We start from the raw sequence: 14,403 nt of genomic DNA, 5'->3' as shown, positions 1-14,403 counted from the left end.
CTCCCCTTCAAATCGGCAATTGAATTTCTATTTTTGTACCCTTTTTCAGCTCTGTTATAATTTGAAACGATCCCTTCATTAACTGAATACGTTCCTTCATACTTTTCAGGCCAAGTGCTGATTCCCTTACTTGTTCTTGTATAAATCCTATTCCATTGTCTTCTATGTAAAAATGTAACTGGTTATTTTCTATTTTCAAAAGAATATGTACCTTTTCACACGAAGCATGCTTTTTACAATTATGTAGCGCCTCTTGGCTAATACGCCATAAAACTTCTTCTATTTCATCCCCAATTGAAACCATCCCATCAATTCGAACTTCCACTTGAACTCCTAATAACTTCCCGTAATTTTGAATTGCTTCTGCTAATCCTTTCTCCAATCCTTCAGGTCTTAATTGCCAAATTAATAGCGTCATCTCTTGTAATGCTTCTTGTGATAATTCCCCAATATAACTTAACATCTCTTGCAATTCTCTATCTTGCGTCATATTCAGAGTACCTTTCGCTGTTAGCATAATAGAAAATAACAATTGTTTTACTGAATCATGTAAATCACGTGCAAGTCGATTTCTTTCCGCTACCACTACATATTTACGTTCTTTCTCAACTAATTGAATACGTTGTATTGTCGTTCCAATTTGAAATGCAATTGATTCTAATAACGCTAACTCTTCCTCAGAAAAATGAGTCTTATGAGGTGCAGCCACATTTAGTAGACCAAATTTTTCTGATCCAGACCTAAGCGGAATTGTCGCATGATGTGTAACATCTTCTGTCTCTCCCCAATTACATTCAATTGCATCTTCTATTCGCTTACATTCAATAATATTAGTCGCTTTTTCCAATCTCCCATTCACAAAACGTTCTACACACCAACAGTTTCCTTCACACATCGGCTTCTTCTTTTGCCACGTAAGAGCCTCTGGTAAATTTCCGTCTACAAGCATGCTGTGCTTTCCACTTTCATCAATAAAGAATATCCACCCTGTTTGTAAATTCATTACTTGTAACAATGTATGCAACACTTTTTCTAACATATCCTGTAAGTTTGTTGCTTCATTTAATAATTCAGCAATTTCTTTTAATGCTTCTAAACGACGCATCTCTTTTTCTTCAAAGTTCATTCTCATCACCAACTACAATTATAACATTAAGAAATTTCTAAATTCTATAAATAAAAAAAGAACCGAATTCCTTCAGCCCTTTCTTTATATCAATCATTTTATTATTGTTATTCTATCCAATGTTGGAAGCAGAATTTTTGTTAACAAACGATTCTACTTTAGCTGTCCGATAAAGATTGTCCACCATGGATATGCTGTAAACCTTCAGTAGTAACAACCATATTCGCTGCTGGCATTTGCACTTGATTCTTATGGAACATAGACATTAATTCAAATCTTACTTGTCTAGAAGTTTCAAAATAATCTTCTGGCTTTATTAAACCTGTAATACAAAATTCATAGCCAACATATTTCAAGTTAGGATTTAAGTCTGTAACACCGACGTATTTAAATGGTTCAACAGCCTCATCCTCTACTCTATAAAGAGTTTGATTCAATTCTTCATTGCATATAACACATACTTCTTCTAACAATTCCTTCACTCTTGTTGGATCTTCCTGATAACTTACCGTGATGCGTTCAATTACACGCATCCATCCTTTATTAAAATTTTGTATCGTTCTAATCTCTCCGTGCGGGATGGTAAGTAGTTTTCCTGACCATTCACGAATTTGCATAAAACGAATACTAATCTCTTCAATAGTTCCTGAATTTGTTCCGTTAAAAGTTACAAAATCACCAACCCGAAACTCTTTGTCCGCTAATCTTGCAAAGCCTAATATAACATCTTTTAGCATCTGTTGTGCAGCAAAACCGATGACAACTCCAGCTATCCCTGCACCTGCAATAATACTTTTTATATCTACAAATTGGCTAATTAAATATATGATAAGACTGATGATAATGATATATCTAAAAATAGATCGAATTACACTTTGAATCGTCTGCTCTACCTCTTCATCAAAAAAGCTTGATTTCCTAAAAAACCAATCAATAATACGGTTTATTACAAAAGAAATAATGATTAAAACTAAAGCAAATAGTAAAAATCTTAAAAGTAAAAACTCTCTTACATAATTAAAAAATTCTTCAGTATACGTTAATAAGCTCATTTAACCACTTCCTTACTAATTAAAAAATTCATAATCGCCTAAGTTTGTTCCAGAAAAATCTATTATCCTAATCTAAAATGCCACTATCCTTACTATGTATTTTGACTCTATTACTAATTCACCTTAAACAGTATGTCTAGGTGTTCTTTTTCCTTTCCCTTTAAATATACCCTTTTTAATAACCTAAGGGGGAGCGAATCGTGAAATTTTTTTATACGTTAAAACTTTATTCATCTCATTACGATTTCAACTCATTTATTCATTAACTACGTAAAAAAAGAGCTGAATTTATCAGCTCTTTTATTCAATATTAATTGTTGTCTTACTACTTTTTTCTTCTTTCAATTTTGGCAATTCAATTGTCAGTACGCCATCTTTATAATTTGCTTTAACATTTTCTTCCTCAACTTGTTTAAAATTAAAGCGTCGAGTTACAGAACCTATAGAACGTTCTTTACGAATATATGTGCCATTCTCATTTTTTTCGTCTACTTCATTATGATTCGTTGCTTGGATCGTTAATATATCTTGTTCAAAATCAACTTGAATGTTTTCTTTTTGAAAACCTGGTAAATCTGCTTTCACAGTATATTTACCAGATTGCTCATGAACATCTACTTTAAAAGTATCCATGTTCAGTGGCTTAAAGAAAGCATCTGTCATCCCTTCTAATAAAGAAGGCCCAAAATCAAAAATGCCATTTTGACGTTTTGTTATCTCTGGAAATAAATTACGCATATTTTTTCCTCCTTATTATTTATGAATGAAAGATTATCTCTTTCTGCCTTTATTATAACATTTGGTCAAAAAAGGTCAAAGTTTTTGTTTGACCTTTTTTGATGTATATTTTACCAAATAAAACAAATAAGTTATATGTCATCTCTCCCCTTATAAAGAGGAATATATTTACATAATAACGAATAGTTTATTTGCTCTTTTTTTTTCTTACGGAGGTTACATACAATGGGATATATTGAAGAACTTAGAAAAGTTGTCGGATCAAGACCACTCAATCTAGCAGGAGTTGCTGTAGCTGTTTTCAATGAACATGGACAAATAAAAGAGACCTTTTTTAAAGGCCTCTTTTTTCACTTCACTTCTGCATGTAAGCATGACTTAAGATGTCCAAGTGCATATTCATGCCCTTGTGCATTAAAAGATGCAACCGCCTTTTCATAAACAACAATTTTAAACCCTTTATTATAAGCATCTACTGCTGTATGAAGAACACAAATATCAGTACAAACACCTACAAGATGAACTTCTTCTATTCCTCTTTCTCTTAGCTTCATCTCTAAATCCGTTCCAGCAAACGCACTGTATCGCGTTTTGTCCATATAATATACATTCTCTGCATTTTTATATGTTTCGTACACATCTTGTAATTCACCAAACAAATCTCTTCCACTTGTACCAGCTATATTATGAGGTGGGAATAACTTTGATTCTGGATGATATACATCATTTTCTTCATGTTTATCAATAGCAAAGACAACGTAATCTCCATTTTCAATATATTGCTTCGTTATATGTACAATTTCCTTCTCAATTTCCTGTCCTGGTTTCCCGCAAGTTAAAGCACCCTTTTCCGCTACAAAATCATATGTATAATCAATATTAATAAGAGCTCGTTTCATAACCACTATCTCTCCTTCTTCTGTTTCACAGTAAACAATAGAAAATTTGTTATTACGACATCGTATGTACTATTCGACATTTCAAATGAAATACCTACATTTTTCTTCTGAAACTTACCTTAGTCCGAGTTTATCATATAATAGATAAACAACGGTAAAACAAATAGCTCCTATTAACAAGTCATGAATTTGATAATTGAGCGTTATTTGCATAAACTCTTGTATCGTAAACCAAATTACTGCCATCATTAGGCTAATCAAAATGATACGAATACACCCATTCACGTATTCAACCTCTTTCTCTGTCATAGTAGTAACAAGTGATTACTTCCTATTTAATCGTATTAGAAAATGAAATAAGTTATTCACTCTTGCCCACTTTAGTCCAAACAAAAAAGCACACTACTTTTTGAGTAATGTACTTTTTATTCTTATTAAGACGCAGGTTTTGTCTCAAATGTTGCTTGATTAAAACTAATAACCTTTCCTTTCGGGTCATTGTTTTCATACTGAACTGCAGTAATTGTATGACTACCTGTTTCCAGCGTTTTTTCTTTTAACTGCACTGTTGTCTGCGTTGTACTAGTTACTTGATGTTTATCTGTATACATTTGATCTACAAATACGAATGTTTCTTTATCACTTTGAAAATTAGAAAGTTCTAATTCAACTTGCTGAATTAACGTATCCTTTTTGATGAATACAGTCGGTATATTGCCGTTTTCAGAAGTACCATCTGGAGTAATAACTTTTACTTTCCCTTCTCCAATTGACATTGCTCCTTCAGGAAATACAACCATATTCTCATCACTTGCGTTTACAACTTGTTCTTCCTGTTTTGATTGCGCGTCCTCTTTTTCCTGTGGAGCACCGCAACCAACTAATAACAATACAGACAATCCAGTGATTATGAATTTTTTCAAAATTCATCCCCCCTGTAACTTCATTATAATTTATTATACAAAAATAACTTTTAAATTTTGAGACTACTTTCAACACTTTCATGAACAAATAGAATCTTGCTCACGATTAATGTATCATACTTTCCTTAATAGAACATTAATTTTTTTTATGAAATAAATAGTAATTTCCTCTTATCTATCATTTTAGCCCAACATATGAATTACATACCCTCAAAAATAAAAAGACATTGTTAATTCAATGTCTTTTCTATACAGCAATTAAAAAACAAACGTTGTAATCTCATCTACTTCTTTTCTTGGAAGTTTCTTCGGTTTATCTTTCGGAAATCCGAGTGAAATAACCATATTTATTTGTTTTTCAGGCTCAACTTGTAAATATTGGCGCAGTTCATCTTGAGCTAGCAATACTGGCCCTGTCATTGGACAAGTACCAAGTCCCTTTGCATGTGCAGCTAACATTAAGTTTTGTGCCGCTAAACAGCTACTCTTAATGCCTTCTTCCTCCCAAACTGAATTTGGAACAAAAGCAATTGGATCAAATATCTTTTCACGGAACTTTGATTCATATGGTGTTGCCAAACATACGATTAATACTGGTGCCTCCGAGAAAGCTGTTGCATATGGTCCGAAAGAACGTGTAAGTAATTTCCCTGCTTTCTCTTCTCCATTTTCTGCTGCTTTTGCCGCAAGTTTATGTAATGCATCCCACGTCATTTGTTCAATTTCTTTAATCTTCTCTCGATTCATGATAACTAAGAATTCCCACGTTTGTGAATTCGTATCACTTGGTGCGTAACGAGCACAATCAATTATTTCTTTTATATCATTAGTAGATACTTCTTGATCTGTAAACTTTCTAACACTTCGTCTTCCGTGAATTACTTCTTTAAAATCTTCATAATTCATATATTAAATCCCCTTTTTACAGCGTTTTCAAAACTTGTCCTATGCTTGAATTATATCATGAAAAAAAGCCGGAAGAATACCAGCTTTTTTCTTCATGATTAATTTGTCACTTTAAACAAACGAATACTCTCTTCGTATGCAGCTTGTAGTTTTTTCGTAATTGGTCCTCTTTCACCAGCCCCGAACTGTTCATCACCAATTTGAACGACTGGGAATATTTCAAGTGGCGTCGCTGTAAAGAAGCACTCCTCAGCGTCATATACTTCTTGTAATGAAAACTCTCGTTCCTCTACATCGATATGTAACTCTTTCGCTAATGTAATTACATAGTGACGTGTAATACCATGTAAAATGAAATGATCCGCTGGATGTGTAATCAACTTATTATTCTTCACGATAAAGAAATTGGAATGACACCCTTCAGTCACAATACCATCTCGTACTAATATTGCTTCTTGATACCCTTGTTCATTTATTTTGTTTTTGATCATGATATTAGGAAGCAAATTTAAAGATTTTATATGGCAAAACTTCCACCTGATGTCCTCTTCTACTGTCACCTTAATCCCTGCCTCCATTGAAGCAACTGGTCTTGGGAACGAAACAAGATTTGCAAAATATGTCGGTTGTAAATCTGATTCATATACATGATTGCGCGGTTGTGCACCTCTTGATATTTGTAAATATACATTCCCATCTTCTTGAAATTGATTTTTTTCAATCATTTGATATAACTCTTCTACTAATTCTTCCTTCGTAAATGGTGGAATTAGTTTTATTTCTGCCATAGAGTTAAAGAATCGTTCCAAATGTAAATCTAATAAATGAGGCTTGCCATCGTATAGTCTAAATACTTCATAAATCCCATCACCAAATTGGAAGCCTCTCTCTTCTAATGCTACCATCGGCTGTTCTTCTTTCGTATTAATCATTCTCCCATTAAACAAGATCCAATCTTTATGAGTAGCTTTCATTCTTCCCCACTCCTTTATCACATGATTGATTTTATTGTACAACTTATGACACCCTGAAAGAAGGAATTTTCTGTATTTTCGCAAACTAAAAATACATCACTTCGTAAAAGTGATGTATTTTATCATTTATTTAAGGAAATATTTTTCAATATCATCTAACATAAGGTTCGCAGCTTTAATACCGCCTGCTGTATTCCAGATTACCTCATCCACTTGGAATACTTTATTATTTTTAGAAGCCTGTAGTTGCTTAAAGAGTGGATCTTCTGTCCATTCCTTCGCTAACGAATTTCCTTCATTATTCTTATCTGCATCTTTATCAGACGTGAAATAGAATAAGTAGTCTCCGTCCATATTTGGAATCTGCTCTTTTGTAATTCCTTTTATCGCAAAATCATCTTTATCTTGTAATGGTGGTCGTTTAAATCCAATATCATTTAAAACAACGCCCGAGAATGAGTTTTTTTGATAAATACGAACATCACCTGGCACGAAACGAATAATAGAAACTTTAGAATTCAATTTATCGCCTAACTTCTCTTTCATTCCTTCAATGCGTTTTTTATAATCATCAAGAGCTTTTTGCCCTTCTTTTTCTTTATTTACAGCTTTTGTATAAAGTGTAAAGTTTTCTTTCCAATCACCGCGTAATGTTTCTGCATAAACAGTTGGTGCGATTTCTTTTAGCTGATCATATATTTTTTCATGACGCATTTTATTTCCGATAATTAAATCTGGCTTAAGCTTCATTACAGCCTCTAAATTAATATCACGTTCAGTTCCTACAACTTCCGTGTTTTTTAACTCTTTCGCTAAATGAGGATACCATTCATCACCAGCACGTGGTTTCGTAGTCCCCACTGGCGTTACGCCCACAGCTAGGAGAGCCTCTGCGCCTTCATTTGTTAAAACAACAACTTTTTTAGGTGTACCATTTACTGTCGTTTCACCCATTGCATGCTTTACCGTATATGAATCTTTTGCTTTCGCTGATATATTATTTTCTTTTTTCTCTTCTTTACTACATCCTGCAATTACAACCATGAGTATCATAATGCAGAACATAATTAGTTTTTTAGTATGTATCATATGTCCTCCCTAGATGAAATCGATTATCATTAACATTTAAAGATTAATGTATCTTACATACATTGTCAATGTATATCAGAAAACTTTTTTAATATATACTATTTAGATTCTATCCGCTTTTCTAATGTTTCTTTTTAAAACATAGTGCATAAGTATGAAAAAAATGTTGTTATTAAAATGCGTACCCTTGTTATACATAACAAGGATACGCATCCATATTGCACTATCATTTCAATTCCTAATATTGAGTATACTTAATATACGCTGAGTCATTATATACCCACTGATTTCCCCCAAGGTTTAACCAACCATTTTCATTTATATATACTAAATAAGATTCTGGAGAATTTAATTGGCGGATAACTGCAGATGTAGTTGATGGACCACTTCTTAAATTTACATTCATCCCTTGTATATATGCAACCCCAATCGGGCTTCCATCACTATTGCTTGTCTTTACAAAATTAATGTAAGAAGGATCATTATACACCCATTGTCCATTCCCCAAATCTAGCCATCCATTACTTTCTTGATATACAACGTAAGATTCTGGAGAATTTAATTGACGAATAACTGAGGAAGAAGTTGATGGACCATTTCTTAAATTTACATTTTTCCCAAGAACATAAGCGATTCCCTTCGTTTGAGGTGTCGGTTGTGGGTTAGGAGGTTGTGGATTTGGAGTTACTCCAAAAATAGCTGCTATTCCATTTGCATACGCTTGACTTAGATCTTCAATAAATTGTGGATTTTTTAATAAATTTGCATCAAAAGCTGTATCAATAAAAGCAGTCTCAGTTAAAATTGCATCCATTGCGGTTTCTCTTAATACCGCATAATTTTCTTTTTTTGCTCCTCGATCACGAAGACCATATTTTGTTAATACAGGATTGACAGCTGTATGCATTTTTTGTTGCTTTGCATATGCAGTGCTGCTATTGGATAACGCATTATAAATATAACTTTCAAAACCTGTACCCCCGCCGCTATTAATATGAAATGAAATAAAATAATCCGCACTGAAAGCATTAGCAATATTAGCACGTTCAGATAAAGAAATAAACACATCACTATCACGTGTCATTTTAATTGTAATTGGGTAATTTACCGTTAAAATGTCTCGAACGCGTCTAGCAATTTGAAGTGTTAAGTTTTTTTCTACTAAACCATTACCAACAGCACCAGAATCATATCCACCATGCCCTGCGTCTATAACAAGTTTCATTTTATTGCCCCGCCCCTTTCTTGTAATATGTTTGCATTTCTACTCGTCCTATTTTATGTGAAATGTACAAATTCTGTTACAATTGCAAATAAAAAAACCGCCTTATGTAAGGCGGTTTCTATCATCTTGCTTTAACCAATTTAAAATAAATATATACGATTGATAGTGAACATAACGTATGCAAAATAAAATAAATAAAAGTGCTATTCCAACACCACTATAAAGTAAACCGAACTTTAAAAAAACATTTACAAGTGGTGGAAAGTTTATTAGATTTTGTAATGTACTAAGCATACAAAACATAATGAAAAAGACAGGGACGTATTGTAATTCATACGGCTTTTTTTTTCTTAATCATTCTTTTCCGAATGATTGTATGACATAATTCTGCTACTATAAAGCACCCTCCAATTAATACAAGACCAGAAGTCATCGTCATACATCCACCTGCCTTATATTTATTGTATCGCATAAATAATCATCGTTATATTTTCTTTACATACTCTTCATCTTCTGAAGTAAAACCAAAACTCTCTATGAAAGACTTCGCCTTTTCTGTTAATTTCTCTTGTAGCACTTTTATTTCTTTCACATTTCTTTGTTTCATCATTTCTTCAAATGTAAAATACGTATTTGTACCATAACCGTAACCTTGGTAATCAAAATGAATAATTAGCTGTGATAAAACAGCCCGTTCCTCTTGTACACTATAATCTATTACACCAATATATGTATCATCAACTTTCACACAGTACTGTACCTTTTTCTCACCTAAACTATGCGATTTAAACATTTCTTTAACAACGCTTTCATTTTCTACAGTAACTTTCTCAAACGTAATCATATGTTGTCCATCCTTTTACTATTATTGTATCAATAATACTTCCTATTTATGAAAAAAACCTTAAGACCGTATGCGATCTTAAGGTTTTTCTAATTAAACTAAGCTATACGCACGTTTTGTTTCTTCATGGAACTTATTCGTATCGTATTTATGCTCAACATAAATTTGGTGCCATACCATAAACGCAAGTACAGTCCAAATTTTACGGCTATAATCGCCTTTATCTGCACAATGTGCTTCCAGTAAGTTTAATACATACTGTTTGTCGATTAAATGCTCTGTCTTACTTTCGTTTATAATATTTATAGCCCAATCATGCATTTCGTCTTTTAACCAGTGACGAATTGGTACTGGGAATCCAAGTTTTTTACGATCTAATACGTGATCTGGAACGATTCCGCGTGCTGCTTCACGTAAAATAGCTTTCGTAGTTCCGTTAGCAATCTTAAATTCAGTTGGAATTTTAGATGCAACATCGAATACTTCTTTATCTAAGAACGGTACACGAAGTTCTAATGAGTTTGCCATTGTCATTTTATCAGCTTTTAATAAAATGTCACCGCGTAACCATGTGAACATGTCAATGTACTGCATTTTACTTACATCATCATAATCTTTAATCTCGTTATACAATGGTTTCGTGATATCCATATAGTTAACACTTTCATTGTAATACTTCATTAATTCAGCTTTTTCTTCTTCACGGAAGATTTTAGCATTTCCATAGTAACGCTCTTCAATTGGTGTACATCCACGCTCTAGGAAGCTCTTACCTTTAAATCCTTCTTTAAGAGCACCACTTAATGCTTTTAGAACGCTCTTACCTGGACTAGGGATGTAAGAGAACATTTTTAGTGAGTTTGGCTCACGGTAAATGTTATAACCACCAAATAGCTCGTCTGCGCCTTCACCAGAAAGAACAACTGTTACATGTTTACGTGCTTCTTTCGCAACGAAGTACAATGGTACAGCTGCTGGATCAGCTAAAGGATCATCCATATGCCAAATGATTTTTGGGAACTCATCCATAAATTCTTTCGCTGAAATGAATACGTTATGGTTTTTAACGCCTAATTTCTCAGCAGTTTCTTTCGCAACATCAACTTCACTGAAACCACGTTGCTCAAAACCAACAGAGAATGTTAAAAGATTTGGATTCATTTCTCTTGCGATAGAAGCGATGATAGATGAATCGATACCACCAGATAAGAATGAACCTACTGGTACATCACTACGCATATGCACTTTTACTGAATCATATAACACATCACGAATTGCTTGGATATGCTCCTCTTTCGTTGCACTTGAAGCGTTGAAATAAGGTTTCCAGTAGCGATGGATTTCCATCTCTTTACCGATTTCTTTTACGAAATAATGACCAGGCTCGATTTTATTAACATCAATTGTTAAAGTTTCTGGCTCTGGACCATATTGGTACGTAAAGTAATGTTGTAGTGACGTTGGATTAACGCCTTTATCTTCCATCACATGCATAATACTTTTCTTCTCAGATGCGAAGAATGTAGTATCACCTTGTTGTGCGATGTATAAAGGTTTAATACCGAAGTGATCACGTGCACCGAAAAGTTTCTTTTCTTCACGATCCCAAATCATAAATGCAAACATACCACGAAGGTAATCTACACATTTTTCTTTCATATGTGCATACAATGCAATGATAACTTCTGTATCAGATTGCGTTGCAAACGTTGCACCTTTTTCAAGTAACATTTCACGTAATTCTACATAGTTGTAAATTTCACCATTAAAAATAATTACATATCGATCATTTTCATAAGTTAGCGGCTGATGTCCTGCCTCTAAGTCAATGATGCTTAAACGGCGGAAGCCAAATTGTACATGTTCATCACGAAAATATCCTTCGTCATCTGGACCACGGTGGAAAATCATCGTGTTCATATTTTCAAATTGATGTTTTTCTGTTTCTGAAAACTCTCTAGGGTTTTCACATAAACATCCTACAAAACCACACATACTTCTTACCCTCTTTCAGTTTTCATTCTGTCTCTATACTACTATATCAACCCTATTTATACTAGCATAATCAACTGAATATGGCGACCAAAAACTATAAAAAAATCACTCCATTTCACATTTTTAACAATTTTTTATGAAAACATGAAAACTAGGCACTCACCTTTCTCCGCTTTTGTCATATGATATTGCAAATTGATTTCTAGGAGGGAATACCATGAGTGAAGAAAAAAAAGATTCTTCTCGCCCACCGGTTCGTAATTACTTAAAGCAAATTGATGATTTCTTCGAGCAAACACCTCTTCGCAATGTAATCGCTGATTTAAATCATTTTTTCCAAAAAGGAAACCGTTTATTAACATTCCCTGTAGATTTATATGAAGTTGGTGAAGAACTCGTTGTTACAGCTGAACTACCAGGTATACAAAAAGAACAAATCCAAATTGAAATACAAAGTGAATACTTAAAAGTCTCTGTAAAAGAAGAGATACTTGAAGAGGAAGAAGAACAAACATCCCATAACTATTATCGCCGAGAACGTTCCATTTCAGAAGCATCAAGATTGATTAAATTGCCGTATTCAATTAATAAAAAAGCGGCAAAAGCTTCTTATCAAAACGGCGTATTAGAAATTCGGGCGCCGAAACTTCCCCAGCAACATGACATTTTATCGATAGACTAATGCAAAAAAATAAGGGTGCTATGCACCCTTATTTTCAACCCACTAATCGCTTCATATCACGTATAATGTCTTCGTATGGCGTATTACTAATGCCACTATACTTTTTCATTACTTTTCCGTTTTGATCAATTAAATAAAATGATGTACCATGCATGACCTGACCGTTCTCCGGCTTATCTACAAGTGATTGGAAATTATCTTTTGAAAACTTTGTAATATCTTCTAACGAATACCCCGTTAATAAATTCCAGTTACTAGTATCCTCTGTAAACTTTTGAATAAAAGCTTTCAGATTTTCTGGCTTATCAAGGTCTGGATCTACACTAAATGAAACAAACTGAACGTCTAATTTCTCTTCTTTTGCCATCTTTTGAAGCTTGGCCATATTTGCAGTCATTGGTGGACAAACTGTCTGACAATTTGTGAACATAAAATCTGCAACCCAAACTTTCCCTTTTAAATCTTTTGTACCAAATTTCTTTCCATCTTGATTGGTAAATTGGAAGGTTTCTAAATCCCAATTTAATGGTTTACGAAGCTTTGAACCTGATTCACTACATCCAGCAAGTACAAAGAGACAAAATACAACCATAAGACCAATTATTTTTTGATAACGCTTCATTTATAAACCTCTTTTCTCTATCCTAAATTTAAATAGGTTATGTTTATAATAACAAAAGTTAACACTACGAGAAAATTGTTTACTACATTTGTTCACGAAATCGTACGAATTTACGTATGTTACTTTTTTATTTCAAGCGAATTACTAGACAAAATATATTTTTTTACTATTATTTCTCTAAATAAAAGTGATAAAACTAATTTTATTGTTACTTTTGTAAATACCTCTCCCTATTTTTTAACAATTCCTTAAACATTAATCCATGTTTTACACTGTATTCCTTAACAACATTTCGGTACAATACAAATACAACGATTTTAAATGAGGTGATGTTCATGGCAAAGCGCTATGAAAATATGGATAATGTTAGTACCAAAAAATCAATTCGCTCTTTTTTACGCTGGCGTAAAGAACGAAAGCAAAACAAAAAAGATTTTTCTTTCTTAGTAGAACAATCACCCGTTAAACAAAGTGCATTTTTGCAAAGTAATGTTGAAAAAACGACTATCACATGGATTGGGCATTCCACTTTTCTTATCCAAACGAATGGACTTAATATATTAACAGATCCAGTATGGGCTAATAAATTAAAGCTAGTTCCAAGACTTACAGAACCTGGACTCTCTATAGAAGCACTACCTAAAATTGATATTGTCCTTATTTCACATGGTCATTATGATCATTTAGATTTTTCAACTCTTCGCCAGTTGAATGATGATGTTCTATATCTTGTACCTATTGGATTAAAAAAATTATTTACTCGTAAGAAATTTAAACATGTAGAAGAGTATAAATGGTGGGAAAGTACGATAATTAACGAAGTTTCTTTTCACTTCGTACCCGCTCAGCACTGGACGAGAAGATTCTTATTTGATATGAATACGTCTCACTGGGGTGGATGGATTATTGATAATGAAACGACTATGGAAACCATATATTTTTGTGGTGACAGTGGCTATTTCCAAGGTTTCAAAGAAATTGGTGAACGCTTTTTAATTGATATTGCTCTTATGCCCATTGGCGCTTATGAACCAGAATGGTTTATGAAAGTATCTCATGTTTCACCTGAAGAGGCCGTGCAAGCTTATTTAGATTTAAATGCTACGCATTTTATACCAATGCATTACGGAGCTTTTGCACTCGCCGATGAAACACCTCGTGAAGCAATAACTAGACTTCGAAATAATTGGAATTTGCGCATGTTACCGTGGGAACAACTGCATGTACTCTTTTTAGGTCAAACTTTTATTTATAGTAACGCAACAAATAATAAGCAAATAAACGAAAAAATTGAAACTTTACATGTGTAACGTAATGACTGATTTTCT

15 protein-coding genes and 2 pseudogenes are annotated in these 14,403 nt (G+C 33.4%); 3 read left to right on the top strand and 14 right to left on the bottom strand.

Going from position 1 to position 14,403, the window contains the following annotated elements:
- Nucleotides 1-7: 7 nt before the first annotated feature.
- The 3 genes from casK to C3Y97_RS10795 form a co-directional block, all read right to left on the bottom strand.
- Entirely contained in the window at nt 8-1,126 is a 1,119-nt protein-coding gene (gene casK, locus C3Y97_RS10805) for a two-component system sensor histidine kinase CasK (protein ID WP_136363736.1), read from the bottom strand.
- Nucleotides 1,127-1,284: 158 nt separating this feature from the next.
- The gene (locus tag C3Y97_RS10800) at nt 1,285-2,178 is read right to left on the bottom strand and encodes a mechanosensitive ion channel family protein (protein ID WP_000055427.1); all 894 of its coding nucleotides are present in this window, start codon (nt 2,176-2,178) and stop codon (nt 1,285-1,287) included.
- A 300-nt stretch (nt 2,179-2,478) separates the two neighbouring features.
- A complete protein-coding gene (locus C3Y97_RS10795) occupies nt 2,479-2,916 on the bottom strand; it encodes an Hsp20/alpha crystallin family protein (protein WP_001245055.1) in 438 nt (145 codons plus the stop codon).
- Nucleotides 2,917-3,141: 225 nt separating this feature from the next.
- Here C3Y97_RS10795 and C3Y97_RS28065 point away from each other — a divergent pair.
- Nucleotides 3,142-3,237: pseudogene (locus C3Y97_RS28065) on the top strand (DNA mismatch repair protein MutT); the annotation flags it as partial.
- Between the two features lie 29 nt (nt 3,238-3,266).
- On the opposite strand, the gene C3Y97_RS10785 reads toward C3Y97_RS28065, so the two are convergent.
- From C3Y97_RS10785 to asnB, 10 genes and pseudogenes are all read right to left on the bottom strand, one after another.
- Nucleotides 3,267-3,815, bottom strand: coding sequence for a cysteine hydrolase family protein (locus tag C3Y97_RS10785; protein ID WP_000816764.1), 549 nt, complete (start codon nt 3,813-3,815; stop codon nt 3,267-3,269).
- Between the two features lie 114 nt (nt 3,816-3,929).
- Nucleotides 3,930-4,124 (bottom strand): hypothetical protein, encoded by a 195-nt coding sequence (locus tag C3Y97_RS28340; RefSeq protein ID WP_033686893.1) that lies wholly within the window; start codon nt 4,122-4,124, stop codon nt 3,930-3,932.
- Nucleotides 4,125-4,249: 125 nt separating this feature from the next.
- Nucleotides 4,250-4,738 (bottom strand): putative periplasmic lipoprotein, encoded by a 489-nt coding sequence (locus C3Y97_RS10775; RefSeq protein ID WP_000713496.1) that lies wholly within the window; start codon nt 4,736-4,738, stop codon nt 4,250-4,252.
- A 258-nt stretch (nt 4,739-4,996) separates the two neighbouring features.
- A complete protein-coding gene (locus C3Y97_RS10770; RefSeq protein ID WP_001105288.1) occupies nt 4,997-5,644 on the bottom strand; it encodes a nitroreductase family protein in 648 nt (215 codons plus the stop codon).
- A 98-nt stretch (nt 5,645-5,742) separates the two neighbouring features.
- Nucleotides 5,743-6,618 (bottom strand): D-amino-acid transaminase, encoded by an 876-nt coding sequence (dat, locus tag C3Y97_RS10765; protein ID WP_000648383.1) that lies wholly within the window; start codon nt 6,616-6,618, stop codon nt 5,743-5,745.
- A 126-nt stretch (nt 6,619-6,744) separates the two neighbouring features.
- Nucleotides 6,745-7,707 carry an ABC transporter substrate-binding protein gene (locus C3Y97_RS10760; protein ID WP_000581989.1) on the bottom strand — a complete coding sequence of 321 codons (963 nt, stop codon included), beginning with the start codon at nt 7,705-7,707 and terminating at the stop codon, nt 6,745-6,747.
- A gap of 238 nt (nt 7,708-7,945) precedes the next feature.
- On the bottom strand, nt 7,946-8,932 hold the full coding sequence (locus C3Y97_RS10755) for an N-acetylmuramoyl-L-alanine amidase (RefSeq protein ID WP_000779892.1): 987 nt from the start codon (nt 8,930-8,932) through the stop codon (nt 7,946-7,948).
- A 102-nt stretch (nt 8,933-9,034) separates the two neighbouring features.
- Nucleotides 9,035-9,365 (bottom strand): annotated as a pseudogene (locus tag C3Y97_RS10750) (hypothetical protein).
- Nucleotides 9,366-9,416: 51 nt separating this feature from the next.
- Nucleotides 9,417-9,776: a GNAT family N-acetyltransferase gene (locus tag C3Y97_RS10745; RefSeq protein ID WP_000627523.1), complete on the bottom strand. Its 360-nt coding sequence runs from the start codon at nt 9,774-9,776 to the stop codon at nt 9,417-9,419.
- A 93-nt stretch (nt 9,777-9,869) separates the two neighbouring features.
- Nucleotides 9,870-11,771: an asparagine synthase (glutamine-hydrolyzing) gene (gene asnB / locus C3Y97_RS10740; RefSeq protein WP_000333816.1), complete on the bottom strand. Its 1,902-nt coding sequence runs from the start codon at nt 11,769-11,771 to the stop codon at nt 9,870-9,872.
- A 217-nt stretch (nt 11,772-11,988) separates the two neighbouring features.
- On the opposite strand from asnB, the gene C3Y97_RS10735 reads away from it, so the two are divergent.
- Nucleotides 11,989-12,453, top strand: coding sequence for an Hsp20/alpha crystallin family protein (locus C3Y97_RS10735; RefSeq protein WP_001288085.1), 465 nt, complete (start codon nt 11,989-11,991; stop codon nt 12,451-12,453).
- 34 nt (nt 12,454-12,487) lie between these two features.
- Here C3Y97_RS10735 and C3Y97_RS10730 read toward each other — a convergent pair whose 3' ends face one another.
- A complete protein-coding gene (locus tag C3Y97_RS10730; RefSeq protein ID WP_000833331.1) occupies nt 12,488-13,075 on the bottom strand; it encodes an SCO family protein in 588 nt (195 codons plus the stop codon).
- A 335-nt stretch (nt 13,076-13,410) separates the two neighbouring features.
- Between C3Y97_RS10730 and C3Y97_RS10725 the strand changes: the two genes are divergently transcribed.
- Nucleotides 13,411-14,385, top strand: coding sequence for an MBL fold metallo-hydrolase (locus C3Y97_RS10725; protein WP_001129630.1), 975 nt, complete (start codon nt 13,411-13,413; stop codon nt 14,383-14,385).
- Nucleotides 14,386-14,403: the final 18 nt, after the last annotated feature.

Source organism: Bacillus sp. DU-106, assembly GCF_004799705.1.
In the GTDB taxonomy this organism is placed as follows: domain Bacteria; phylum Bacillota; class Bacilli; order Bacillales; family Bacillaceae_G; genus Bacillus_A; species Bacillus_A cereus.
This window is presented reverse-complemented; position numbering and strand designations above follow the sequence as displayed.

Excerpts from the sequence above, each read along its gene's own strand:
- casK (WP_136363736.1), bottom strand. The coding sequence starts at position 1,126 with ATGAACTTTGAAGAAAAAGAGATGCGTCGTTTAGAAGCATTAAAAGAA.
- C3Y97_RS10800 (WP_000055427.1), bottom strand. The coding sequence starts at position 2,178 with ATGAGCTTATTAACGTATACTGAAGAATTTTTTAATTATGTAAGAGAG.
- C3Y97_RS10795 (WP_001245055.1), bottom strand. The coding sequence starts at position 2,916 with ATGCGTAATTTATTTCCAGAGATAACAAAACGTCAAAATGGCATTTTT.
- C3Y97_RS10785 (WP_000816764.1), bottom strand. The coding sequence starts at position 3,815 with ATGAAACGAGCTCTTATTAATATTGATTATACATATGATTTTGTAGCG.
- C3Y97_RS28340 (WP_033686893.1), bottom strand. The coding sequence starts at position 4,124 with ATGACAGAGAAAGAGGTTGAATACGTGAATGGGTGTATTCGTATCATT.
- C3Y97_RS10770 (WP_001105288.1), bottom strand. The coding sequence starts at position 5,644 with ATGAATTATGAAGATTTTAAAGAAGTAATTCACGGAAGACGAAGTGTT.
- dat (WP_000648383.1), bottom strand. The coding sequence starts at position 6,618 with ATGAAAGCTACTCATAAAGATTGGATCTTGTTTAATGGGAGAATGATT.
- C3Y97_RS10760 (WP_000581989.1), bottom strand. The coding sequence starts at position 7,707 with ATGATACATACTAAAAAACTAATTATGTTCTGCATTATGATACTCATG.
- C3Y97_RS10755 (WP_000779892.1), bottom strand. The coding sequence starts at position 8,932 with ATGAAACTTGTTATAGACGCAGGGCATGGTGGATATGATTCTGGTGCT.
- C3Y97_RS10745 (WP_000627523.1), bottom strand. The coding sequence starts at position 9,776 with ATGATTACGTTTGAGAAAGTTACTGTAGAAAATGAAAGCGTTGTTAAA.
- asnB (WP_000333816.1), bottom strand. The coding sequence starts at position 11,771 with ATGTGTGGTTTTGTAGGATGTTTATGTGAAAACCCTAGAGAGTTTTCA.
- C3Y97_RS10735 (WP_001288085.1), top strand. The coding sequence starts at position 11,989 with ATGAGTGAAGAAAAAAAAGATTCTTCTCGCCCACCGGTTCGTAATTAC.
- C3Y97_RS10730 (WP_000833331.1), bottom strand. The coding sequence starts at position 13,075 with ATGAAGCGTTATCAAAAAATAATTGGTCTTATGGTTGTATTTTGTCTC.
- C3Y97_RS10725 (WP_001129630.1), top strand. The coding sequence starts at position 13,411 with ATGGCAAAGCGCTATGAAAATATGGATAATGTTAGTACCAAAAAATCA.